The sequence below is a fragment of the Chryseobacterium sp. B21-037 genome (assembly GCF_028570785.1).
In the GTDB taxonomy this organism is placed as follows: Bacteria; Bacteroidota; Bacteroidia; order Flavobacteriales; family Weeksellaceae; genus Chryseobacterium; species Chryseobacterium proteolyticum.
In genome coordinates this window covers 1,384,848-1,407,590 of sequence record NZ_JALGCB010000001.1, presented here as the reverse complement: position 1 = coordinate 1,407,590, position 22,743 = coordinate 1,384,848, and the positions used below count along the sequence as shown (strand labels likewise).

The 22,743-nt window shown below is 35.8% G+C and carries 24 protein-coding genes and 1 pseudogene; 8 read left to right on the top strand and 17 right to left on the bottom strand.

Translation table 11 applies throughout. The features are described from left to right. Positions 1-34 precede the first annotated feature (34 nt). Both MTQ00_RS06130 and MTQ00_RS06125 read left to right on the top strand, forming a co-directional pair. Positions 35-937: a TssN family type VI secretion system protein gene (locus tag MTQ00_RS06130; protein WP_172282475.1), complete on the top strand. Its 903-nt coding sequence runs from the start codon at positions 35-37 to the stop codon at positions 935-937. Between the two features lie 26 nt (positions 938-963). After that, positions 964-2,103: a hypothetical protein gene (locus tag MTQ00_RS06125; RefSeq protein ID WP_172282477.1), complete on the top strand. Its 1,140-nt coding sequence runs from the start codon at positions 964-966 to the stop codon at positions 2,101-2,103. A gap of 90 nt (positions 2,104-2,193) precedes the next feature. Here MTQ00_RS06125 and blaIND read toward each other — a convergent pair. Then, positions 2,194-2,894: pseudogene (blaIND, locus tag MTQ00_RS06120) on the bottom strand (IND family subclass B1 metallo-beta-lactamase). Between the two features lie 437 nt (positions 2,895-3,331). On the opposite strand from blaIND, the gene MTQ00_RS06115 reads away from it, so the two are divergent. Continuing rightward, entirely contained in the window at positions 3,332-5,761 is a 2,430-nt protein-coding gene (locus MTQ00_RS06115; protein WP_273648136.1) for a TonB-dependent receptor, read from the top strand. A gap of 60 nt (positions 5,762-5,821) precedes the next feature. On the opposite strand, the gene MTQ00_RS06110 is transcribed toward MTQ00_RS06115, so the two are convergent. Beyond that, positions 5,822-6,475, bottom strand: a complete 654-nt coding sequence (locus MTQ00_RS06110) for a metal-dependent transcriptional regulator (RefSeq protein WP_172282483.1) — start codon at positions 6,473-6,475, stop codon at positions 5,822-5,824. Between the two features lie 85 nt (positions 6,476-6,560). On the opposite strand from MTQ00_RS06110, the gene MTQ00_RS06105 reads away from it, so the two are divergent. Further along, on the top strand, positions 6,561-7,592 hold the full coding sequence (locus MTQ00_RS06105) for a threonine aldolase family protein (RefSeq protein WP_273648135.1): 1,032 nt from the start codon (positions 6,561-6,563) through the stop codon (positions 7,590-7,592). Positions 7,593-7,640: 48 nt separating this feature from the next. Here the strand turns inward: MTQ00_RS06105 and MTQ00_RS06100 are convergent, their stop codons facing one another. After that, positions 7,641-7,970 carry a hypothetical protein gene (locus MTQ00_RS06100; protein ID WP_273648134.1) on the bottom strand — a complete coding sequence of 110 codons (330 nt, stop codon included), beginning with the start codon at positions 7,968-7,970 and terminating at the stop codon, positions 7,641-7,643. A gap of 58 nt (positions 7,971-8,028) precedes the next feature. Next, entirely contained in the window at positions 8,029-8,529 is a 501-nt protein-coding gene (locus tag MTQ00_RS06095; protein WP_172282489.1) for a hypothetical protein, read from the bottom strand. 239 nt (positions 8,530-8,768) lie between these two features. On the opposite strand from MTQ00_RS06095, the gene MTQ00_RS06090 reads away from it, so the two are divergent. Next, positions 8,769-9,740 (top strand): hypothetical protein, encoded by a 972-nt coding sequence (locus MTQ00_RS06090; protein WP_273648133.1) that lies wholly within the window; start codon positions 8,769-8,771, stop codon positions 9,738-9,740. Positions 9,741-10,019: 279 nt separating this feature from the next. On the opposite strand, the gene MTQ00_RS06085 is transcribed toward MTQ00_RS06090, so the two are convergent. From MTQ00_RS06085 to MTQ00_RS06065, 5 genes are all read right to left on the bottom strand, one after another. Then, a complete protein-coding gene (locus MTQ00_RS06085; RefSeq protein ID WP_172282491.1) occupies positions 10,020-10,577 on the bottom strand; it encodes a DUF4256 domain-containing protein in 558 nt (185 codons plus the stop codon). A 148-nt stretch (positions 10,578-10,725) separates the two neighbouring features. Continuing rightward, on the bottom strand, positions 10,726-11,139 hold the full coding sequence (locus tag MTQ00_RS06080) for a DoxX family protein (RefSeq protein WP_172282493.1): 414 nt from the start codon (positions 11,137-11,139) through the stop codon (positions 10,726-10,728). Between the two features lie 18 nt (positions 11,140-11,157). Next, positions 11,158-11,736 carry a YdeI/OmpD-associated family protein gene (locus tag MTQ00_RS06075; RefSeq protein ID WP_273648132.1) on the bottom strand — a complete coding sequence of 193 codons (579 nt, stop codon included), beginning with the start codon at positions 11,734-11,736 and terminating at the stop codon, positions 11,158-11,160. A gap of 135 nt (positions 11,737-11,871) precedes the next feature. Further along, on the bottom strand, positions 11,872-12,357 hold the full coding sequence (locus MTQ00_RS06070) for an SRPBCC domain-containing protein (protein ID WP_273648131.1): 486 nt from the start codon (positions 12,355-12,357) through the stop codon (positions 11,872-11,874). Between the two features lie 73 nt (positions 12,358-12,430). Next, positions 12,431-12,760, bottom strand: coding sequence for an ArsR/SmtB family transcription factor (locus MTQ00_RS06065; RefSeq protein WP_172282498.1), 330 nt, complete (start codon positions 12,758-12,760; stop codon positions 12,431-12,433). A 497-nt stretch (positions 12,761-13,257) separates the two neighbouring features. Here MTQ00_RS06065 and MTQ00_RS06060 point away from each other — a divergent pair, with 497 nt between their 5' ends. Continuing rightward, on the top strand, positions 13,258-13,863 hold the full coding sequence (locus MTQ00_RS06060) for a DUF1062 domain-containing protein (protein WP_306612447.1): 606 nt from the start codon (positions 13,258-13,260) through the stop codon (positions 13,861-13,863). Between the two features lie 70 nt (positions 13,864-13,933). On the opposite strand, the gene MTQ00_RS06055 is transcribed toward MTQ00_RS06060, so the two are convergent. The 8 genes from MTQ00_RS06055 to MTQ00_RS06020 form a co-directional block, all read right to left on the bottom strand. Then, positions 13,934-14,800 carry a DMT family transporter gene (locus MTQ00_RS06055; RefSeq protein ID WP_273648130.1) on the bottom strand — a complete coding sequence of 289 codons (867 nt, stop codon included), beginning with the start codon at positions 14,798-14,800 and terminating at the stop codon, positions 13,934-13,936. A gap of 204 nt (positions 14,801-15,004) precedes the next feature. Beyond that, the gene (locus MTQ00_RS06050) at positions 15,005-15,400 is read right to left on the bottom strand and encodes a VOC family protein (RefSeq protein WP_273648129.1); all 396 of its coding nucleotides are present in this window, start codon (positions 15,398-15,400) and stop codon (positions 15,005-15,007) included. A 233-nt stretch (positions 15,401-15,633) separates the two neighbouring features. Further along, complete coding sequence (locus MTQ00_RS06045; protein WP_273648128.1) at positions 15,634-16,041, bottom strand: GNAT family N-acetyltransferase; 408 nt, start codon at positions 16,039-16,041, stop codon at positions 15,634-15,636. Positions 16,042-16,170: 129 nt separating this feature from the next. Then, complete coding sequence (locus MTQ00_RS06040) at positions 16,171-16,875, bottom strand: hypothetical protein (protein WP_273648127.1); 705 nt, start codon at positions 16,873-16,875, stop codon at positions 16,171-16,173. Between the two features lie 338 nt (positions 16,876-17,213). After that, positions 17,214-18,083 carry a PhzF family phenazine biosynthesis protein gene (locus MTQ00_RS06035; RefSeq protein WP_273651047.1) on the bottom strand — a complete coding sequence of 290 codons (870 nt, stop codon included), beginning with the start codon at positions 18,081-18,083 and terminating at the stop codon, positions 17,214-17,216. A 35-nt stretch (positions 18,084-18,118) separates the two neighbouring features. Continuing rightward, positions 18,119-18,727 (bottom strand): dual specificity protein phosphatase family protein, encoded by a 609-nt coding sequence (locus MTQ00_RS06030; RefSeq protein ID WP_273648126.1) that lies wholly within the window; start codon positions 18,725-18,727, stop codon positions 18,119-18,121. A 300-nt stretch (positions 18,728-19,027) separates the two neighbouring features. Further along, positions 19,028-19,825, bottom strand: a complete 798-nt coding sequence (locus MTQ00_RS06025; protein ID WP_273648125.1) for an SDR family NAD(P)-dependent oxidoreductase — start codon at positions 19,823-19,825, stop codon at positions 19,028-19,030. Between the two features lie 26 nt (positions 19,826-19,851). Then, positions 19,852-20,652, bottom strand: a complete 801-nt coding sequence (locus tag MTQ00_RS06020; RefSeq protein ID WP_273648124.1) for a helix-turn-helix domain-containing protein — start codon at positions 20,650-20,652, stop codon at positions 19,852-19,854. Positions 20,653-20,942: 290 nt separating this feature from the next. On the opposite strand from MTQ00_RS06020, the gene MTQ00_RS06015 reads away from it, so the two are divergent. Further along, complete coding sequence (locus MTQ00_RS06015; RefSeq protein ID WP_273648123.1) at positions 20,943-21,713, top strand: T9SS type A sorting domain-containing protein; 771 nt, start codon at positions 20,943-20,945, stop codon at positions 21,711-21,713. Positions 21,714-21,872: 159 nt separating this feature from the next. After that, positions 21,873-22,667, top strand: coding sequence for a CPBP family intramembrane glutamic endopeptidase (locus tag MTQ00_RS06010; protein WP_273648122.1), 795 nt, complete (start codon positions 21,873-21,875; stop codon positions 22,665-22,667). Positions 22,668-22,743: the final 76 nt, after the last annotated feature.

The window sequence follows — 22,743 nt, the reverse complement described above, 5'->3', positions numbered from 1 at the left end:
AGCACCAATACATTATAAATTTGAAAAACAACCAATGGAAATTTCTTCAGTAAAGGGAATCTTTTTAAGATATATTTTAATGCCTTTAATAGCAGTAATCATGATGGTTATACTCGGTGTAATCAGAAGAAATAAACCTGCAATTAAAATTAAGGTCATTATTATTTATGTGCTGCTATGCAGTTTATGTTTGGCTTTGCCCGGATTTTTTGGGTTTGCCGGAAATCTATTTAACCCGTATTGGTATCTTATAGCACAAATCATTTACCTTATTTTTGGAATTATCCATGTCAATCTATTGGATAAATATTTCAAAAAACACATTGACTCATTGCCGATGAGCATTTTATTTGAGTCTATACTTTCATTAACGTGTATTGCTTTCGGAGGATATCTTTTTGTATTGCTGTTCAAATGGATGAGTGTGGGAACCGGTAATGCGGTAATGTCTGCAACGAGTGTTATCATATTTCTTGTTCCGATGGTGTTTCATTATTGCTATGTTCAGTTTATCAGTATTCCGGTGGATATTTATAAAACATGGCGTTATTCTCCAGAGCAGAGGCTTCCGGATTTCGAAGGCGCGGATTTTGATAGACTTATGGTATTGAATGTGGAATTAAGTAAAAACTTAGAAGATTCCAACAGGTTCAGAATTAAGGCTAAGACTTTGCCAACCGGAGTAACATTTGGAGACTGGTTTTATAGGGTAGTGGATGACTACAATCACAAAAATCCTAAATCGATCATTCACCTTACGGATGCAGACAGAGAATCTTATTACTGGATCTTTTATACTAAAAAATCATTTTTCAGCTTTAGAAAATATATTGATTTTAACCAGGATATTAATACAAACGGGATTTCTGAAAATGAGGTCGTAATTTGTAAGAGGGTTATTCAGCATGAAGAAGAAGGAATAACAAGAAAATCATAACCACACAAAATTTAAAAGTATTTAATATGATACAGCCTATTAAACATTTTGCAATCAATTGGGTTGACGGGATGAAAGTTTCCCAGAGACACCTGAATGATCAGGATAATTTTTTAATTGATACCATCAGGGATTCCAATTCATTGGGAATCACTCCTTATAATTACGGGCTTCTTCCTATCTCAAATGAATTTACAGATAAAACCATTTTTGATGTTCACAATACCGCGACGAATGATGTACAGCTGGTTATCAAACGTTGCAGTGCTGTAACGCTGGCCGGATACAGAATGGAGCTGTCGGACAGGAGGGTAAGCGTAAAATCATTGGCGAAGTCCATGAATGAAGAACAGGCTGATGGAGAATATTACATTCTGATTTCAGTAAATCCGTTTGATAAAGTACCTTTTGGAGATATCGATCCTGAAGAGATCCCTCCAAGACACCCAAATGCCCAGCCGAATTACCATATTGAACTTCTTCCTGTAACGTCGCTCAACAGCAGCTATTCCGGAGGAAATTATCTGATCGTGGGAAAGGTTGATCTTAAAGGTAATATTGCCCAGGTTAATTCCAATTTTATTCCGCCATGTACTTCTATTCAGAGCCATCCTGTTCTTATTGATTACTATGGCAGTTTTGCTAAATCTATTGGAAATCTACAGCAGTATGCGTTCAAGATCATTCAGAAAGCTTCTCATAAAAATCAGAATACGGCACTGGCACAAAACGTTAAGTTTTTGTGTAATGCCATGATCAATACGTTCGGGGATATGTATTTTCAGTTCAGAAATGTGATTCCCTGGCAACCACCGGTATTTTTAATTGATTCTTTCGCAAAGCTGGCGCTTCGTCTTTATAATTCTACCCAGGTTCTGGTTCCTGCCGAGCTGGAAGAAATGCTGAATTACAGTTTGGAATGGAGTGAAATTGCCCCTCATACGTTATTGAATCAGCTTTCTATTGTTGCTGAAACCAATTATGATCATCACAATTGTGGTGAGCCTTTGCTTTATATCCAGCAGATGCTTAGAAGTCTTGAAATTATTTTCTCTAAATTGAGTGAACTTGATTATATCGGTCAGAGAAAAGAAAATATCATCGTTAATGAGCAGGAAGTTTCTAATAACGCTAATCCGAAAAGAGGTTGGAGCGTATTGGATTAATTGATCTATATTAAAATGTTAAAATATTAAAATCCCGTTTTACGGGATTTTTTTGATGAAACAAGCCCAGGCAAGTTGCCTGGGCTTTTGCTATTTTTTATTCAGGAGATCTATTGTATGTTCTACATGACCTCCACCTTTCCATTCATCATGTCCCGGAATAACCATCGTTGCTCCGGCATACCTGGATTTTAATTTTGCCATTGTCTGAGGCCACGCCTTTACATTAGCTTCTCCGGTATATCCTAAATCTGCCGCCATTCTGCTTTTTACCAGACATCCTCCATCTAATATATGGTATTTGGGGAACCATACCACTACATTATCTGCGGTGTGTCCCTCTCCAAGAAAATCAACAATAAACTCTTCTCCTCCAATGCGATAGGGTTTTCCTGTTTTTATAATTTCAGTAGAGGTTGCTTTTCCGTTCTTCTTTAAGATTTCGTTGGTTTTTTCGTAGCATAGGTCTTGATGCCCTTGTTATTATAAAAACTGAGATCTCCTGCTCTGTCCTCATGGGAATGGGTGGCAAATACAGCAATAACAGGAAGATTATGCCGCTTTTGTATTGTATCTATCAGGCTTTGATACTGTGTTTTCTGCCATGGAACATCAAATAAAACGACTCCTTTTTTAGTAATAAGATATACTGCGTTGGTAGAATATTCCTTGCCCCCAAATACTCCAAAAGTTTTGTAGATATACAAATTAGGCTTAATAGGTGGTTCTATTACAAAATCTCTTACCTGGGCATGGATGAACTGGCTTAGAAACACAATGGAAATAATCAGAAACTGACTTCTTTTTTCATAATTTTTAGAATAATAATTTAATGATACTGCTTTTAAGAAGAATAAAAGTTGAAGCAGAAAGATTTGCAAACCTAATTAAAATAAAAATATTGACCATTTGCTGAAGAAGGTTTAACCCTTTTTTAACGATTATCAGTCACCATCATTCTGTATGAGGTAAATACTTGCTCGCAAATTTATCTGCATGATAATGTTGTGAAATCTCCGTAGTGGTTTTGAACAACCATTTTCACTTCGTCTGTGAAATTAACTTTGTTACTTTCAGGTAGGATTCCAGAGTAATGAGAAGAATATGATAAATAATTAAAGCAACATTGTTGCATTAATTAAAATTTTTATACTTTTGCCTTTGTTCACGAATAGGCTTTTTAATGTTTAGCCATAGCCTTTGATAATCATGGTTTAATACAATGTATATGAATTTCAGATTTATGCTGTCAGCATCCGGTATTTTTACTATTTCTATAGTAGGTGCCCAAAATGCACAATTAAAAGGAAGGATACTTTATGAAAACGGAGACTTTCCGAATACCGAAGTAATACTCAAAGGAACAAAAGAAAAGACGGTAGCCGACAAAACCGGTAACTACATTATGAAAAATCTGGTTCCGGGTAGTTATCAGCTTGTTATTAAGGCGAAAGGGTATGAGGAAGTGCAGCAGGACATTTTTGTAGAGAAAGCTTCTACGGCTATTCCGGATATTTTATTGTTACGTAATAGCAATACAATTGATGAAGTGGTTATTACTGGGGTTTCAAAAGAAACTTTAATCAAGGAAAATCCTGTTGCAGTGATCAGTATTTCTTCTAAACAGATTGAAAAATCAGTAGCTACCAATATCATAAGTGCCCTTGTAAAATCTGCACCGGGAATGAGTGTGGTAGAAACGGGACCGAATGTTTCCAAACCTTTTATCAGGGGATTGGGTTATAACCGGGTTTTGACTTTGTATGACGGGGTACGCCAGGAAGGTCAGCAATGGGGAGATGAGCATGGTATAGAGATCGGTCCCTATATGATTGAAAGGGCTGAAGTTATAAAAGGCCCTGCAAGCCTGATGTTTGGTTCTGATGCATTGGCCGGCGTTGTAAGTCTTTTTCCCTATATTCCGAATCTGGATGATGGAGTAGTACATGGTAAAATAACAAGTGAATACCAGGGAAATAATAATCTTATCGGGAACGGAATGCAGGTGGGATACAAAAAGAACTCTTTTATAGCAGCCTTAACCGGCTCTTACCGAATGGCTAAAAACTTTAGAAATTCTATTGATGGAAGGGTCTACAATACCAATTTTGAAGAAAAGAACTTGTCTTTTCTATTAGGATATAAAACAGACACCCGTTTTTCTAAGATCAATTTTACATTATATGATAATCTCCAGGGAATACCGGATGGTAGTCGAGATCCAAAAACCGGAAAATTTACTTATCAGGTAGGAGAGGGAGATGATGATGATATGGAAAAAAGACCTATTGTGCCGGAAAAAGATCTTAACTCTTATGCTCTTTCCCCATTGCACCAGAGAATTCAGCATTACAGGCTATATGCTCAACATACCGAACAGTTGGGAAAAGGTGATCTGGATATCCAGCTGGCCTTACAACAAAATATCCGCCGTGAATACAATCATCCTACATTTCCCTCCCAGGCCGGGATGTATGTACGACTCAACACGTTAAATTATGGGGTACGCTATAATTTTCCAAAATTTTCGTCTTTTGAAATTTCTGCCGGAGTGAATGGTATGATGCAGAATAATACAAATAAATCAGCAACTGATTTTCCTATTCCGGACTATGATCTGCAGGAGGGAGGAGTTTATGCTTATGTAAAATGGAAATACAAAAGACTCAACATCAGTGGTGGTGCGCGGTATGATCTTCGGAATATTCGATGGAGTGACTTTTATATAGGAACAAATCCTATCACCCAATTTGAAGAACACGTCCCATCGTCATCTGCCAGTGCCGAACTTCGATTTCCCTTGTATCATAAAACATTCGGCGGACTATCTGCCAGCATAGGATCAGCGTTTCAGTTAACGAAGCACATCAGTCTTAAAGCAAATATCGGAAGAAGCTACAGAGCTCCTAATATCACAGAAATAGGTTCCAATGGATTGGATCCGGGAGCTCATATTATTTACAGAGGAAACAGGAATTTTGATCCGGAGTTTTCATTACAGGAAGACTTGGGAGTCAGTACACGCTTTAAAGATTTTTCTGCAGACGTGAGTTTGTTTAACAATAATATTCAGAATTACATATATCTTTCATTGCTTATAGACAGTCAGGGAAATCCTCTCGTCGATTCCCAGGGAAACAAAACCTACCAATATCAGCAGGCTTCTGCCCAACTTTATGGTATGGAAGCATGGCTTTCTCTTCATCCTGAGAAGTGGAAGGGATTTAATTTTGAAACCAGTTTTTCGGTTATTTATGGATTCAACCGGGAAAAGATGTTTAAAAACCAGGGAATCAACGGCGAATATCTTCCATTGATCTCTCCGCTGAGATTATCAGGCAATATATCCCAGAAAATAGCTACAGGTTCCACAATTATTTCTTCGATTACTCCAATGGCAGAAATAGAATATTCAGCTGCGCAGAACAGATACCTTAACCTCAATGGTACTGAAACTGCAACATCTGACTATACCTTATGTAATATAGGAACGTCCATGGCTATCAACTATTCGGAAAATCATTTCGCAGTCCTCCAGTTTCAGGTGAATAATGTTTTTGACCGTGCCTATCAGTCGCATCTTAGCCGTTTGAAGTATTTAGGCAATATTTATAATATGGGAAGGAATGTATCTTTAAAACTTATTGTTCCTTTTTAAGGATATAAAAAAGGTGGCCTGGATTTTTCCAGGCCACCTTATTTGTGTTATACTTAGGATTTACTTTTTTACCAGTATTTTCTCCGTCGCTTTTTTACTTAGAATTTCTTTTTTTCCTTCGATTTCAATTGTTACGGATTTATCGAAACTCTCAATTTTAATGATCTTTATCTTTGTATTCAGTAATAACTTTCTCTCCGTGAGATAGCTTAAGAAAGCATCATCCGAGAGTGTAACGGATGCAAAAACTACGGTTTCACCGACTTCGCAATTACTCAGCTTCTGCAGATCCTGAGCAATAATATTTCCATCTTTATCGGGAATAGGCTCTCCATGGGGATCGAATTTCGGATGATCCAGAATTTCATCCATTTTATCAAAAAAAATCTGGGAGTGTACGTGTTCCAATTGTTCTGCAATTTCATGCACATTTTCCCAGCCAAAGTTCATTTTTTTCACCAGAAACATCTCCGTTAACCTATGTTTACGCACTACCAAAGCTGCTTCCCGTCTTCCTTTTTCGGTAACTCGGAGAGGTTTGTAGGTTTCATAAACAACCCAGCTTTTTTCTGCAAATTTTTTCATCATGTTATTAACGCTGGGCATTTTTACATTTAAAAATTTACTCAGTTCGTTAATCGTTACTTTCCCTTCATTATCAACCAAATGAAACAAAGCCTTCAGATAATTTTCTTCTGTTAATGTTGTTTTCAAAATGTTAGACGATTTTACCTACAAATCTAACAAAATATTGTGGAAATGTTGCGCTTGTTGTCTTCAATTTTTTTAATTTTGATCTATGAAATTTTCATTCAAAAACGATTATTCAGAGGGATGTCATCCCAATATTCTACAAGCACTTTTACGTTCTAATCTCGAGCAGGAAGCCGGTTACGGGGAAGACCGTTTTTCTTTAGAAGCTAAACAACTGATCAGAGAAAAAATAGGAAAAAAAGATTCAGAAATTTATTTCGTTTCAGGCGGAACGCATGCTAACCTGATCGTTATTTCATCTATTTTAAAACCCTATCAGGCTGTAATTTCTGCTTCTACAGGTCATGTTTTAAATAATGAGACCGGAGCTATTGAAGCTACAGGCCATAAGATTCTAGGCATTGAAAAAGCAGACGGGAAATTAACACCGGAAGATATCATAACGGTTTTGGAAAGCCATACCAATGTTCCGCATCAGGTGATGCCTAAATTGGTTTATATTTCCAACTCAACAGAATTAGGAACTATTTACACCACCCGAGAACTGGAGGATCTTTCCGCATTTTGCAAAGAAAGAAGCTTGTATCTTTTTATGGATGGAGCAAGGCTTGGACATGGTTTAACGGCAGAAGTAAGTGACCTGAGTCTTGAAAACGTAGCCCGGCTGACTGATGTTTTTTATCTGGGAGGAACTAAAAACGGAGCTCTGATAGGGGAGGCAATTGTGATCAATAATCCTGTTCTTCAGGAAGATTTTGGGTTCAATATCAAACAGAAAGGGGCTTTGCTGGCAAAAGGAAGGTTGCTTGGAATCCAATTTCTGGAACTGATGAAAGATGATCTGTACTTTGATCTGGCCAGACATGCGAATCGGCAGGCGATGAAAATAAAAAATGCCCTACAGGAAAAAGGAACTGCCTTTTTATCCGTGACTTATACCAATCAGATATTTCCTATTTTGAGTAATGAGCTTATCGATATTTTATCTCAAAAATTTGAGTTTTACATCTGGAAAAAGATCGATGACCAGTATTCTGCAATCCGGTTGATTACTTCTTGGAATACTCCTGACGAAGGCATCAATGATTTTATTGAAATTATTAACAGAGAGTCATAACTAAAAAAACAGCCATATGGCTGTTTTTTTAGTTTGTGTCACGGCTGATTAACCGTGGGGATCTTGCCTAAGTATACGCTTTATACCCGCAACCACTTCATCTTCAAGATGTTTTATTTTATCTTTTTTCATTCTGATATAAATAGCGATCGGAAAAGAGAAGATAAAATAAAATAGAGGGATATCACTGTTGGTTTGTGTAGTAACGGTACCTATTCCCGGATTGGTCGTTATTTTTACATTTCCGGTAAGAGTAAAACCGCTTGTACGAACCTGTAATGTTCCAAAACTTGTCTGAATTTTATATTGAGGAAATATTCTCCTTAAATCTTCAATAAATTCGGACTGTGAAAAAGGCCTGAATTGAAGTGTCTGCATAGAACATGATTTTGGTTTGTATTCGTGGAAAGGCGCTAATGTGATGAAAGAAGCTGTATTATTTTAATGCTTTAGATACAAGCGCACAATCAGCAACATTCATTTTCGGCCCATCTTTGTAAGCAACTTTCTTTTCGTCGGCATACTTACTTTGCCCGCCTTCTTCTTTATGGTCTCCAATTCCTTCAATTAATGTATTGTCTTTCTGAATAAAGAAAATATCGCGTTTACTTTTAGTACCTTCCGACTGGAATTCATAAGTGAGTTTTAATGTATCTCCTGATTTAAAGCCTGTTATATCTCCTTTAGAACTGTCCTTTTCGCTGTTTTTATAAGCTAATTTACCTGATATGGTTCCCAGATTATCATCAATAGATGCAAAAACACTGTCTTTACCAATTACTCCTAAATAGCAAAATGACTTTGTTCCTAATGTATCAACTACCGGCTCTTCAACTGCAACAGAATCGGTTTCCACTTTTGGAGTTACAGGTTCCGGTTTTTTATTGCAATTCATTAAAAAGAATGATAATGAACCCAACATAATTAATTTTTTCATATCCTTAGAATTATATTAAATCAAATTTCGATTTTGCTAAATTAACCAAACTATTTAAATCAAAGATATATTTATTGGAAATAAAATTTATTAAAAAAAGTCTCCTAAATACTTGTGTATATCAAATTTTTCCTAATTGCCGAGAATCGCTTAAAAAAAACTTTCCCGGATATTTTCCCGTATATCAAAAACTCATTTAGGCATAAAAAGTGCTTATAAAAGGATAATAAAAATCGGATATGATAAAAAGTTTTAAAATATTTTGTCTTGCTTTCATTTTCTTTGGAGCAAGTTCTTTCAAATCTCAAAAATCTCAAAATTATATTTATACTTCTTCAGGTGATCTTCATGATCTGGAAAAAAAGATAAGAAGCAAAGAGATCGGAGGAGTTCAAATTGTGTATAATTGGAAATCTTTGGAAAAAGAAAAAGATGTTTATGATTTTTCCCGGATTGAAAATGATCTCAATTTCCTAAGCCAACTCGATAGAAAGTTGTTTATTCAGCTTCAGGACCGCTTTTTTGAACCCGAAGCCCGATACGTTCCGGATTATATATTAAAAGATAAGGAATATAAAGGAGGATTGGTTCCGCAATATGATAACCCTGGTGAAAATAAGCCTGTTGGAAATGGTTGGGTCACCCAACAATGGAATCCCGAAGTTCAAAAAAGATTTCAAAAGCTCATGGGCGCTTTAGCTGAAAAATTTGACGGAAGAATTCAAGGTATTAATTTACCGGAAACATCTATAGACATTGAGATGAAAAAAGATAAAACCGGTTTCAGCTGTGACCGGTATTTTCAGGCAGAGATCGATAATCTAAAGTTTGCAAAAGAGGTATTCAAAAAGTCCAACGTTTTGCAGTATGTCAATTTCTTTCCATGTGAATGGGAAAATGATCATCAATATATGTCCAGGCTCTTTAAGTTTGCCAAAGAAAATAATGTGGGTTTAGGCGGTCCTGATATTGTTCCCAACAAAAATGCCCAGATGAAAAATTCCTATCCCTTCTTTAATCAGTATAAAGGACAACTTTCTTTAGTTGCAATGGCAGTCCAGGAGCCAACACTCACGTATAAAAATCCAAAAACAAAGAAACCTTTCACAAAAGAAGAGTTTGTAGAATATGCCGGGAACTATCTGGGTGTGGATATTATCTTTTGGAGCGTGGAAACACCGTGGATAAGGGAATTGAAAGTTGAAGACTGAGGGGGAGTTGTATTTGTGTTTGAGAGTTTGAGAGTTAGAGGGTTTGAGGGTTTGAGAGCTGCAATAAGGTTCAAGATGTAAAGTTAAGTTAAGAGTTGAAAGTTGAGAGTTGAGAGTTGAGAGTTATTACAATATAAATACTCTCAGCCTTAACGATATCTAGAACCACCTACCAAATCAAACAACCTTATACCAACCCAGTATTCTACACCCCTAATACTCTCAAACAACTCTCAAACACATTACTCTCAACCCCAAAACTCTCAAACACAAGTACTCTCAAACTCTCAAACTCCCACGAAATCCTCTTGCAGCGTAGTATGAATCTGCACCGTTGTGATACATGAAAACCGTATTGTACCGGCGGTCGCAGAAGATGGCACCTCCTAATTCACGAATTTCAGGGGGTGTCTTTACCCAGCTGGATGTTTTCAGATCAAACTTTCCTAATTCCTGAAGTTGGCGGTATTGTTCTTCAGTTAGTAATTCGATTCCCATTTCTGACGCTTTGTCGATGGCGTTACTTTCCGGCTTATTGGCTTTACGGGATTCCCAGGCCTGGTAGTCGTAACATAGGCTTCTTCGTTTTGGACTTTCCGGAGAGCAGTCGACAAAAATGTATTCATCGGATTTTTTATCGTAACCGATGACATCAGGCTCTCCTTCAGTATCTTCCATTTCAGAAAGTGACCATAATTTTTCAGGTTGTGCTTCAAGCCTGGTCTGGATCTTACTCCAGTCAAGGCCTTTGTGGCGGCCGGTATTTTTTTCAAAACGCGTCTTCAGAATTTTTAAAAGCTCCTGACTCTGTTGTGAAGTTAATTTTTTCTTATTCATATTAATTTGATGTTTTTTGTTATTCTTTAATGGGATGTGATTTCGTATAACACGTATTCATGAAGTTCCTGATTATATGTGTTTTAGGTATATTTTTTAAATTTTTGTCTAACTGATCATGCAGATATTTTCAATCAGATTAAAAAACTTACAATACATTATTATTACCAAATCCAACTTTTCGGTCAGCAGGTCTGAAGTAATATGAAATCAGAGTAAGTACCAAAAGCAATAGTGAAGCAAAAATTTTACTTGAATTGTGATCTGAAGCAAGATGGGAAATAATAGCTCCTGACATCACGAAGAAAAATCCTGCATAAGCCCATTCTTTTAATAAAGGATACTTAGGAATAAGTACGGCTATGACACCCAGGATTTTCCATACTCCGATAATGGTCATGAGGTAAGCCGGATATCCAAGGCTGGTAAAGTTTTCCACTTCATCTTTATTTTTTAAAAGCTGAACCGCAGCGGTTGATACCATTCCCAATGCCAGCCAAAGGGTAAATATCCAATAGATGATCTTATTTCTTTTTTCGGATTTGTTTGATTGTGTTTCCATAGTATAATTTTTTTGTGATTAGTCGTTAATTCCTTTACCGTCAAGAATTTGAGGAATGCATTTTTCAATTCTTGATTCACGGGTTTTACTTTGTTTAGCAGAGGAAAAATGGAGTAGGTAGGCCCTTTGTCTTCCCGGTGTTAAGGATTCAAAGGCTTGTTTTAAAACAGGATCTTTATCCAGCTTCTGTTGAAATTCTTCCACCACTTCGAATTCTTTGGTCTTTTTCATTTCAACTTTAATTCCCGATTCTTCAATTTCAACAGCCTCAAATATGTATTCCCGAAGAATTTTTTCAAGGTCATTAATCTGTTCCAGATCTGTAAAGCGGATTTGTCTTGCGGCCTGTACATTTTCCGTCTGTTGGATCAGAATGTTATCAGGATCCTTCATTAAAGCACCTTTAAAAAAGAGTAGGGCGCAATAGTCTTTGAACCCGTGGATCAAAAAAATATTTTTCCCTTCATAGGTATAACAGGGACATCCCCATTTTAAATCTTCTACAAGTTCGGTACTTAAAGCAATGATTCTTAATTTTTTAAATTCTTTTTGCCATTGGCCGGATTCGTTAAAGAAAAAGTCTGTTTTTGGATTCATGGTGTTTTGTGTTATAGGGTTTAGAGTGGGAGAGTTTTAGGGTTTGAGAGTGGGAGGGTTTGAGTGTGTGAGGGTGAGGTTTGCAGGATTCGAATTCCGGGGTTAAAAAATGAAATGGTTATTTTCCTCTAACTTCTAATCTCTAATTTCTAATTTCTCAATTCCCTTAACCACTTCCTGAAGTCGATTATGGGCCATATTGATTCCCTGGGCAAATGGTAATTTCAGGTGCTGGTCCCTGAAGTCTACGGATTTATAGATGGTTTGGATGGTAATTTTGCTGGTTGTGTCAGTTAATTTTTCAAACTCTAAAAACTCGATCTGAGCGGGGAAGGGTGTATTTTCCATTTGAAAGGTCCGGATTATTTTCTGATCGGGAATGATCTCATGGATCGTTCCGTTGGCACTGAAGACTACGTCGCCCTGCGGGTTTGAGGTTTCAAAACGGTAGCCGCCATGTTGCTTATTTTCCATTTTTACCACTTTAGTTCCCATCCATTGTTCTACCAATTCGGGTTCTGTGTAAGCTTTAAAGAGAAGATGGACAGGAAGATCAAATTCCCTGGTGATGAAGATTTCCTGCTTGCCGTCTTCGGCGTGAATTTTTGTTTTTAGTTCCATGTTTTTGGTTTGAGGGTTTTGGTGTTTGAGAGGGGGAGAGTAAGAGTTGTTAGGTGTAATTATTCATTGCCCATTACTTACTACTTATGTTTTGATATGCTTTCATCACGCTTTCCAGCTTATTGAATTTCTCATCCCACATTTTGCGGAAGGGTTCTATAAAATCGGCTATTTCTTTCATTTTATTGGGATTTAGGTGGTATATCATTTCGCGGCCGTTTTGTTCCTGGGTTAAAAGTTCACATTCCGTAAGGATCTGTAAATGCTTCGAAACAGTAGGGCGGGCAGTATCAAAATTAGAAGCAATGGCTCCTGCGGTCATTGATTGGGCCGCCACCAACATCAAAATAGATCTTCGGGTAGGATCTGCTATTGCCTGGAATACATCTCTTCTTAAATTCATCGTGTAGTTATTTGACTACAAATATATATGAAGTTATTTAGCTACGCAAATATTTTACAAAAAAAATTGAAATTGTTTTATATAAATCTTTTGTAAAGCATTGGATTGCGGCTTTGAGCCCGGAGACAGGGTAGTTGTAAAGGTTAGGAAAAATCATATTATTCTCAAAAAGCAATTGTAACGAATAAAAAACGATCAAATAATCGCTGTTTACAAGAGATTGATTATATTTATATCACAAATCAACGATCATTGAGAACTATTCTTAAACTTATAGTAGCTTAAAATCGGCCTCACAAACCACAGGCTGATTATTTCTTTATTTGGGTAATTCTATACCCGAACAGGTTTTTCATTTAATCATATTATTTATTGGGTTGCTTACAAAGGCAATTGCATGAATTATTTCTACAGTGTCCTGATCATCTTATGGATCAAGACTATAATATTATTAAATGATATCCCAAAATTAATGAAGAATAATAAGCATACTTTAAATGATACAATATATTTGGGAGGTAAAAATAATGAATACTCCCTTTTTAAAAAGAAAATGCAGTCATTGCAGCAGCGATAGATTTTATTGCAGTGAGAAGTTCAGGATGAACGCTCAAAAAAAGAATATTGATATATGGTTAATTTACAACTGTTTAAAATGTGGGAGCTCTTATAATATGACGATTTTTTCCCGTATAAAACCAGAAAACATAGATAAAAATCTTTTTAATAAGTTTTCGGAGAATTGTACAAAGACAGCCTGGGATTACGCGTTTTCCAGGGAAACAGCACGGAAAAATAATGTTGAACTGGATTTTGAGAGTGTCCGGTATGAGCTGGAGTATGAAAAGGTTTCAGCAGAAGATATTCTGAATGGTGACCATGATATCATAACCTTTGAAATTAAATATCCTTTTGATTTTAATCTTAAATTTTCATCTGTTATAAAAAAATGCTTACAGCTTTCGACAAATAAACTGAACCAATTGATCAAGGAAGAAGCAATACATATCCTGCAAGGGCCACTGCAAAAGAAGCATAAGATCAAGAATAAGGATATAGTACGGATAAACAGAGTAAGATTGAAAAGCATGTATAATAATTAATTATCACTATTTTGTGATTTAAATTAATTTTAAAACCCTCTTACCATAAAGGAAGAGGGTTTTGTATATATTATTTTTTCCTGATCGAAATGAAGGTCTGTAATACAACAGAAGTAATAATCAGAGAAAGTCCAATATAGAATGAATGATTTACCTGTTTGCTTTCATTAAAGAATAAAAAGGCCATGATAATTGCATAAACAGGCTCTAGATTGAAGGTTAAGTTCACTGTAAATGCAGGGATCTTTTTTAAAACCTCTGCAAATATAACATAGAGACCCACTGTACAAAAAAGAGCCAGGATCATCAGATTACCGATATCTTTCATTCCGGGAATCACACTTTCTACTGGGAAAAAATAAAGATAAACCGGTAGGACAGCTCCCAGGCAAACAGTTCCACTAAGCATCTGGTAGTAATTAATGACTTTGGTGTCATAATGTTGAACCAGGCGCTTGTTGAAAATGGTATACAAAGCGCCAATAGCGGATGAAATAACACCCAAACCAATTCCTAATTGATACGATGTATCAAAATGAAAAATCAGACTGATCCCAAAAACCGTTAATAAACTCAGCAACAGCTCAGAAATTTTAAACGGTTCTTTATCGATGACAGGTTTGAATATTGCTGTAAAGAAACTGGTCAGACAATAACACACTACACCTATGGAGATATTAGCGTATTTGATACTTGCGTAAAAAAATAACCAATGCAAGGTAATCAGTATTCCAACTTTGGCTATATGGAATTTTCCCCGGGTTGAAATCATATAAGGGATTCTCAGCGATTTGAGAATCACAAATAAAATGAGAGTGGAGAATAACAGCCGGTACCAGACCAGAAGACCTTCGTTAAGCGAGATGAGTTTTCCGAATATTCCTGTAAATCCAGCCAGTATAACGGCCAGATGTAATAATACATATGATTTTTTCATTAGACAATTTGCCTTTCTGTAAAGACAAAGATTTTAATTAATAAGTAATTGAATCTGAAGCATTAGAAAACAGCCAATAAAATTTTATCGGCGTTAATACTTCAGTTACACTTTAGAAATATTAAAATCTTGGAGGAGGCAAACAGCTTGAATGGTTCATATTGGATTGTATTGCAGCAAATATAAGAATTAAATCCAGGAATACTACATATGGAATACATTAAAGGTATGGCCGTCAGGATCGGAAAAAACAAATCCATAGTAATGATCTCCGAAACTTTGAGGCGCCGAAACAATGGTGCCACCGGCTTTTTCAACTTCTTTAGCCCAGGCATCTGCCTGATCTTTGCTTTCTGCAGATAGCGTAAAAACAATCTCATGGACTTTCTGGGTGTCGCAGAATTCTAACGGCTTAAGATTGGACTCCAGGATATTTTTCAGGAAAAAATGGATCACAAAATCATTGTCACCAAAGAAAAAGCTTACCAGCTGATCAGAGGTGTGCGGACCATTAGGTTTAAATCCTAAGTCTGTATAAAATTTGTGGGTACGTTCAAGATTGGCTACGGCCAGATTTGACCAGATCATTTTAGGTTTCATAATGATTTTATTTTTTGGTTAGGATAAAGGTATACGGTTTATAAAGAATCTGCATTGCCATATGACAAGATTTGTAATGGCTGAGAATCGGGTATTTGAAAAGATGACAGAAAGATCAGCGTATGAAGGATAATTACCCCTATTCGGAATGAATTTAAAAAGTCCTATAATTTATATTATGTTAAATTGTATATGCTAGTATAAATTTATGTATCTTTTTATAATAAGCATACTTAATAATTTCTTTGAATTATAAATGCTTCAGAAATATTTTTCATTCCAATTTTTTCATAAAATTTAAATGCATTTGCATTTGAATGTAAAATTAGTTTGCATTCATTGCCTGCACTTTCTTTTGTGAGTTCAATTAATTTTTTTCCAATATTCAGATTTCGATATTGTAAGTCAACGCAAAGATCTGAAAGATAGCAACAATAACTAAAGTCGCACAAAGAACGAGCAATTCCAACAAGTTTTGTATTATCCCAAGCAGAAACTATCAGATTTGCATTAGTGAACATTTTTTGTAAACGGATTTTATCATTCATATCTTCAATTGGCAAATAATCAGAATCAAATAATAGGGCTATTATTTTTTCAATTTCTATTTCTTTGTTTAATTTATATATTATGTCTTTCATATAATTCCCTATAACGAAGTGTTGTCAAATGCCTTGTCAAATTTATCTGTAAGTTGGCAGAGCCGATTTGTTTTAATTCTTACTAAAGACTGATTGTTTTAACTATACAAAGTTGTGTATGGTTTAATTTTATTTATTGTTGATAATCGGTGCGAGTTCTGTTTTTAATTTGTCAAACTCTTCTTTGCTCATCATATCAATTTCTACTAGATCTTTTGCTTCCTTTAATTTTGCTATCGCTTCATCTCTAGTCATCTTTCTGTTTTTTAAAAGAATTTCACCAGATTCAATTCCTAATTCTGTATCCATTACACTTAAATATTTATTTATTCCGAAAGCTCGACCATTTATTTCTCCCAAAACCATAACTACATACAAAGGCTTGTTTTTACTACCTCTATGGTATGCTTTTATCTCTCTGACAATAACTGTAGTGTTCTTTAAACTGTTGTCTGCCATATTCTGTGCATCACCACCCATAGCAGACATAATACTTCCAAATCCAGCTGGTCTGCCCATTTGTATAAATTCATAAGTTTTTTTTGAAGTACTTCTTGATTGTGAAATACCTCCTCTTGCTCTACCTCCATAACTTCCTGAATAAGTTCTTGTATTCAGTTCTTGAGATGTAGGATATCCTAATATTAATGTATCACCAACTTTCACACTATTTTTATTCGTCGTTATATATTCTTTAACCTGAGCACCATTTTTAATAGTGTTGAAAAAATTAATGTCCTGAGTGTTTTCGTAAGTCAATAAATCAATATCTTCTTGAGCTTGAATATTAGCTATTGAGAAAATAATAGTAAAAAAAGTAATTGTTTTTTTCATAATTGTTATTTATTATAGTTGTTTTATTTAATATTCGTTTTGAGATTTTAAATATTAAATTTCAGAAATATTGTGCATTTTTCAAATAAAAATCCTAAAAATCTGATGTTACCATTCTAAACTTATCAATATCCCTACTTTGTTCTATCTCAAATATTTAGTAGTCTTTTCTGTTTATGTACTAACCAAAGATAATCAATCTAATCTATCATAACCTACGGGATGCCGTAAATGATCACATAACGGTTAGTTATAAATACTATACAAAAACCAGGCTTATTGTAAGCCTGGTTTTTGTATAGTATTTAAATATATATCAGGAGCACATTTGCTCTTAGTTAGATGAATACTTCTCCTTGTGCGATTTTACAAACATCCCCTTCTACAAAAACATGATCCATTTGTTCATTTTCACCGGTGACCATAACTTTAATCTGGCTTGGTCTTCCCAAAAAATGCCCCTGCTCAATAATGATTTCGTTATTTATTTCTGCAATTTTATTCTCAACTAAGTAGGCACCTACAGGACCAGCTGAGCTTCCTGTGGCAACATCTTCTACCCAACCCTGATTATCCCAGGTTCTCCCCTGCTTTCCGGCAACATCCAGAACAAATATGAATTTGGCACCAATTTCATTAAGCTTAACTTCTAAATCAGGAATTATAATTTTTGATTTGCCTAATGCACTGGCTTTTACAGGAACTATTAAGTAAGGTAAACCTGTAGAAACCACCTGAAATGGAAATTCTTCGAATTTGTCCTCCATGCTCAGATTTAAATAGCTTAAAAATTCAGTTTCTTGTTCTTTCCTTAATACCGTTTTAAATTCCGGAATTCCCTGATTCATTCTTGCTGAATAATAGTTTGGTTTTTTTGTTGTTTCCACAACAACCGGCTTTTCATTAAGCTCAATAGTCCAGCTGTTTCTCTCCTTTTCCGGGGAATAAAGATCGTGAAGCATTGCAGACAAGCCGATTATGGGGTGTCCTGCAAAATCCAGCTCTTCTTCAACTGTAAATATGTATGCTCTGAAAGTGTTCGGATTGATTTTATAATAAAAGATACTTTCAAATTGCTTCATTTCCTGCGTTAGAATATGCATGCTCTTTTTATCAAATTCCTCATTAATCTCAAAAATGGTCAATCCGTTTCCAGAAAATTTCTTTTTGAGAAAACATCTACATGGTAGTACTTCATTATATTTAATTTTTATTCAGTTTGTTGGATATATTATTTTATCTCTTATAAAGAATCCTGTTTTTTGCCTGATGTTCTTTTCTTGTAATTCAACAGATAAGTTCCTTTGTCCGAATTTTTAGAGAAATTACTACCGAACTCCCAAAGGAAACGGGCATTTGCTCTGGCCTCTTCGTTAGTGAAATTTTCATATTCAATTCTGTACAGTGAGCTGAATAAACGGGAACGCCCAACACCATGATGACAATGGATCAAAACAGGATAATTTTTAGGGTTATCCATAATAGATAAAAACTTTTTTACCGTGCTGTCCTGGGGAATCTGATCGGTGGGCAAATTGAAATAATGAATACCTGAAAGCTTATCTACGGCATTTTCTTCCGCATTTACCTGTTTCTTTGTTTCCGGGTTGAGTTCCGTTTGCTGCAGGCCATCCCGTAGGTCAATAACCGTTTTTATATTGTGACTCTTTAATACCTCCGGTAATTTGTCAGGAGGAATAACTCCTGAATTGTACACCTTGTTTTCTGAAATGGTGACTAAATTATACCGCACCTTCTTTTGATAAAGGGCACCAATTAAAAATAAAAAAGCTATTATTAAAAGCGGAATTAGTATTTTTTTCAGCGTATTGTTTTTAAAATTCAGGCTCATGATTGAATGATTAAATCTTGTATCGTGGAAAGCTCTAATTTATTTAAAAATATTCATTTTCTCTTATAAAAATATTTTAAGTAAAAAACCTTTTTGATCTAAGGCCTATCCGGGGTTTATTAGGCTTTTTTTTAAATGGAACTAGCTGGTAATTAGCTTTTAAATATAAAGAAAAGGAGACCTCTGGATCTCCTTTTTATTTCAATAATTTTCTGTAAATGTCTAAAAGAACTGATATATTATGCATCAAATGAATTCTACTGATCCTGCAGATCACTTGGGTCTGCCGGATTTTATTATTTACAGGCAACGTATTGTACCGCCGTCTACCCGAAGAACAGAACCACTGATGTAGTCGGCAAAATGACTGCAAAGGTATACTACAGCTCCTGCAATCTCTTCGGGTTCACCAAACCTTCCTGTGTCATTCGGAATAAGTTCCTGGACAGCTTTGTACTTGATCTCCTCCATATCTGTTCCCCAATTAAATTTCGGGGCTGCATTTTTGAGCCAGTCTTCCACCATTGGATTGATAATGGCACCCGGCGACACCACATTTGATGTGATGCCCGTATCTTTTAGTGTTCTGGCAAGCGAAACAGACATATTATGACGGGCGGCCAGGGTTGCATTGTAATGAGGCTGCTCTTTAATCGGTTGTATGCCAAGGCCTCCTCCGATATGGACTACCCTTCCCCAACCCAGATTTTTCATCTGTGGCACAATACGTTGAATCATCCGTACATATGAAACTACATTTGTATTGTAAATATCCAGCCAGTCATCGGCTGTCGCTTCACCCCAGGACTTATGGGAAGTTGCACCTGCATTATTAATCAGGATATCTATCTTTCCAGACTGGAGTGCTTCGGCGGCTACCTGATCTGCTCCTTCATCAGTTGAAAGATCCCCTATAGCAATTTTTGCAGACCCTCCTTTATCGATTATTGCTTTTGCAACGTTCTCGGCACGGCTTTTATCACGGCCATGGATAATTACCATAGCACCTTCATTTGCTAGCATTTTTGCAATAGCTTCGCCGAGGCCGGAGCTTGAACCTGTAATTAATGCTCTTTTTCCTTTTAATTGTATATCCATTATTATTGTATTGGTTTTTATTGATATTATTTTTTATTGGGAGCGTAGCCAAACGCTTTTTTATAAGCATATGAAAAATGAGAAAGATCTTCGAATCCCAGATCCAGGTATATATCAGAAGGCCTGTTTCCTTTTTCCTCTATTTGATATTGAGCATCTTCCAGTCTTTTTCTGACGAGCCACCTGCGGGGGCTCGTCAGAAAAAGCTTCTCGAAATCTCTTTTGAATCCGGCCAGACTTCTCCCTGTAAGAAAGGCAAAACGTTCAATACTGATATTATATCTGTAATGGCTATTCATAAATGCCTCGAGATTAATTTTACCCGGCTCTCTGAAATCAAAAAGGATATTCTTAAACTGTGGATTGTTTTTGATCAGTAACATGATCAGCTCCCGGGTTTTTAACATTAGAATATGATGATCAATTTCAGGCTCCTGCAGATAGGGAATCAGAGATTCTGTAAATCCTTTGAGAAGATTGTCGGGACTGATCAAAAGCACTTCTCCGGACAAATTCATTTCATCTGCTATCCACCCATATTGATGACTCATTTCCTTTAAAGTGGTTTGGTCAATATGGATAGCAATTGATTTAAAGCCATCAGCACCGGTATTTTTAACGTATTTAGCCAGCTGATTCCTTCTGAAGAATCTGAAATCTCCCTGTTGAAACGAATATTTTTTGTTGCCAAGCCATACCTCATGTTTTCCCTGCAGGATATAGCTGAAGATATGGTCGGTTACAAAGGCCTCTCCTTCTACATCAGCTCCCTTATAATCATTTAATATTAATCTTGGTCCTAAAACAGTTGATTCTTTCTTTTCCATGCTTGTATCATTATTTGCATGGACAAAATTATGGGGGAAATCAGAGTTTAACTTTGCTGGAAAGCTCAAAATACTTTGTTGAAAAGCTCGGACTGAATGATATGATGATGGGTCGTATCATTTTAATATGAGCATTATCGGAGTTTCTTTTAATAGTATGTTATAGACGATTACTAGGGAAAACAAGACAGATACTAGACCAGTTTGCTCAGTTGCTAGTTGTTTGTTGGCTGTACCCTATTTTAATCTCAATTTTATTAAAAATATTTTACTAACCTAAATTTAATTGCATGAAAAAACTAATTCTATTTTTATCCTTTATGTCTTTCTTTCAAAGTCAGATAATTGCGCAGATAATTGCTCCTGTAAGAGATACCTATAACATTACTTTTACCAGGGATGACAATTTTATAGGTGAAACCGTACCAGGGCACGCCCATACAAATGTTACTCTGGATATAAAAATTGGCTCTAATATAAGAACAAATACTTTTCTTCCAGATGTTGTTTCCTCAAAGGATTATAATTTTCCTGTGATCTATCTTCTTCCCGGGAGCCCGGCCCCTGTCACCTATGTTAATGTAACTTTTAGTACTCCATCCTTACAAAGCGGATATTATGAGCTTGGAACCCATGTTGGAGATGAGACTATAATTCCTCCTGTGACCTACTATACCGGTCAATTCGGATACGGTGTTGCGATTACCTGTATTGCTACCAATAAATATCTCATGAGAATTACCCGTTTTGAATGTAATATATGCATTCCGGGAGGTGGTATACCGGTTTCAAAAACAGCAAACCCTCAAAATACACCACTAATAGCTCCAAATCCAAGCATGGGACTTAGCGAATTGTATTATACGGCTGCAGGTAAGGAAACAGTTTCAATAAACATAGCAGATATTAATGGTAAAACAATAAATGCTTATTCTAAGGATTTAGAAGCCGGTTTACAAAAGCTTCCTATTGATATTCAAAATCATTTGAGCGGTACTTATATTGTTCAATGGAGATCCAGTACCGGTAAAGCCGGAAGTTTGAAACTGGTTAAAAAATAAATAAATCAAAAAAAACTGCTCTCAATAGGTATTGCTCCTGCATTTTGCAGGAGCTTTTTTATTCAGTTCCAACAGAAAATTCTTAATTGGCTTTTTTATTATTATTTTTACTTTCAGAAACCAAGCAGTTATTAGTTTAATTAAAGTATCATCAACCATATGGAAAGAAAAGAATTCATTAAAACAGGAGTATTATTTTCTGTTTTGATGATGAGCATCTTCACTCAGCTTATATCTGTTACAGGATTTTTAATTATAACGTTGTTTGCAGCTTTGGTCTATCTGTATACTGTTCTGGAAAAGAACCTGAAATACAGCAGGTTTTTATATCATACTTTGGCACTGGTAATTCTGGCTGTTTCGATTATTATTTTTCAGCATCTGTTGCCGGGGTTTAATAATGTGCTCATTTTCGACAAAATACAGGTTTCAAAAGACGGTGTCCCTTTCACAATGTACTTTAATATAGATAAAACGTTGGCAGGACTTACCCTGTTGTTATTTGTAGTACCGCCTGGAGCTGGTTTCAGGTCCGCTTTGAAGAAAAGCTGGTCTCTGATTTTGATGACCATTCTTTTGCTGATGGGACTCACACTATTATTTAGTTTTGTAAGAATTGATATTAAATTTCATCAGTATTTCTTTGTATGGGCTTTGAATAATGTATTGTTTGTCGTCATGGCCGAAGAGGTTTTGTTCAGAGGTTTCTTTCAAAGGCATTTGTCTTTGCTGAATATTAAAAACAGTCAGATAATTGCTGTTGTTATTGCCGGATTAAGCTTTGGAGCGTTGCATTGGGCGGGTGGAATATTGTATGTTCTGTATGCTGCAATAGCCGGGATTATGTATGGTTTAATTTACCAGAGATCAAACAATATACTGGTGAATATATTGAGTCATTTTTTATTGAATATCATTCATATTCTGTTTTTTACCTATCCATTTTTAAAATAAAAGTTTGTCCGTAAATCTCCGGTTCTATACCCGCTGATTAATGTGACCAAGATTTGTATTGCTTATTTCTGAGCAT

What these genes read in the sequence shown, in the direction of transcription:
- MTQ00_RS06060 (WP_306612447.1), top strand. Translation starts at nt 13,258, where the DNA reads ATGATACAATATATTTGGGAGGTAAAAATAATGAATACTCCCTTTTTA.
- MTQ00_RS06015 (WP_273648123.1), top strand. Translation starts at nt 20,943, where the DNA reads ATGAAAAAACTAATTCTATTTTTATCCTTTATGTCTTTCTTTCAAAGT.
- MTQ00_RS06030 (WP_273648126.1), bottom strand. Translation starts at nt 18,727, where the DNA reads ATGAGCCTGAATTTTAAAAACAATACGCTGAAAAAAATACTAATTCCG.
- MTQ00_RS06130 (WP_172282475.1), top strand. Translation starts at nt 35, where the DNA reads ATGGAAATTTCTTCAGTAAAGGGAATCTTTTTAAGATATATTTTAATG.
- MTQ00_RS06070 (WP_273648131.1), bottom strand. Translation starts at nt 12,357, where the DNA reads ATGGAACTAAAAACAAAAATTCACGCCGAAGACGGCAAGCAGGAAATC.
- MTQ00_RS06125 (WP_172282477.1), top strand. Translation starts at nt 964, where the DNA reads ATGATACAGCCTATTAAACATTTTGCAATCAATTGGGTTGACGGGATG.
- MTQ00_RS06020 (WP_273648124.1), bottom strand. Translation starts at nt 20,652, where the DNA reads ATGGAAAAGAAAGAATCAACTGTTTTAGGACCAAGATTAATATTAAAT.
- MTQ00_RS06075 (WP_273648132.1), bottom strand. Translation starts at nt 11,736, where the DNA reads ATGAATCCAAAAACAGACTTTTTCTTTAACGAATCCGGCCAATGGCAA.
- MTQ00_RS06055 (WP_273648130.1), bottom strand. Translation starts at nt 14,800, where the DNA reads ATGAAAAAATCATATGTATTATTACATCTGGCCGTTATACTGGCTGGA.
- MTQ00_RS06105 (WP_273648135.1), top strand. Translation starts at nt 6,561, where the DNA reads ATGAAATTTTCATTCAAAAACGATTATTCAGAGGGATGTCATCCCAAT.
- MTQ00_RS06115 (WP_273648136.1), top strand. Translation starts at nt 3,332, where the DNA reads ATGAATTTCAGATTTATGCTGTCAGCATCCGGTATTTTTACTATTTCT.
- MTQ00_RS06080 (WP_172282493.1), bottom strand. Translation starts at nt 11,139, where the DNA reads ATGGAAACACAATCAAACAAATCCGAAAAAAGAAATAAGATCATCTAT.
- MTQ00_RS06085 (WP_172282491.1), bottom strand. Translation starts at nt 10,577, where the DNA reads ATGAATAAGAAAAAATTAACTTCACAACAGAGTCAGGAGCTTTTAAAA.
- MTQ00_RS06090 (WP_273648133.1), top strand. Translation starts at nt 8,769, where the DNA reads ATGATAAAAAGTTTTAAAATATTTTGTCTTGCTTTCATTTTCTTTGGA.
- MTQ00_RS06040 (WP_273648127.1), bottom strand. Translation starts at nt 16,875, where the DNA reads ATGAAAAAAACAATTACTTTTTTTACTATTATTTTCTCAATAGCTAAT.
- MTQ00_RS06025 (WP_273648125.1), bottom strand. Translation starts at nt 19,825, where the DNA reads ATGGATATACAATTAAAAGGAAAAAGAGCATTAATTACAGGTTCAAGC.
- MTQ00_RS06050 (WP_273648129.1), bottom strand. Translation starts at nt 15,400, where the DNA reads ATGAAACCTAAAATGATCTGGTCAAATCTGGCCGTAGCCAATCTTGAA.
- MTQ00_RS06010 (WP_273648122.1), top strand. Translation starts at nt 21,873, where the DNA reads ATGGAAAGAAAAGAATTCATTAAAACAGGAGTATTATTTTCTGTTTTG.
- MTQ00_RS06065 (WP_172282498.1), bottom strand. Translation starts at nt 12,760, where the DNA reads ATGAATTTAAGAAGAGATGTATTCCAGGCAATAGCAGATCCTACCCGA.
- MTQ00_RS06045 (WP_273648128.1), bottom strand. Translation starts at nt 16,041, where the DNA reads ATGAAAGACATAATATATAAATTAAACAAAGAAATAGAAATTGAAAAA.
- MTQ00_RS06095 (WP_172282489.1), bottom strand. Translation starts at nt 8,529, where the DNA reads ATGAAAAAATTAATTATGTTGGGTTCATTATCATTCTTTTTAATGAAT.
- MTQ00_RS06100 (WP_273648134.1), bottom strand. Translation starts at nt 7,970, where the DNA reads ATGCAGACACTTCAATTCAGGCCTTTTTCACAGTCCGAATTTATTGAA.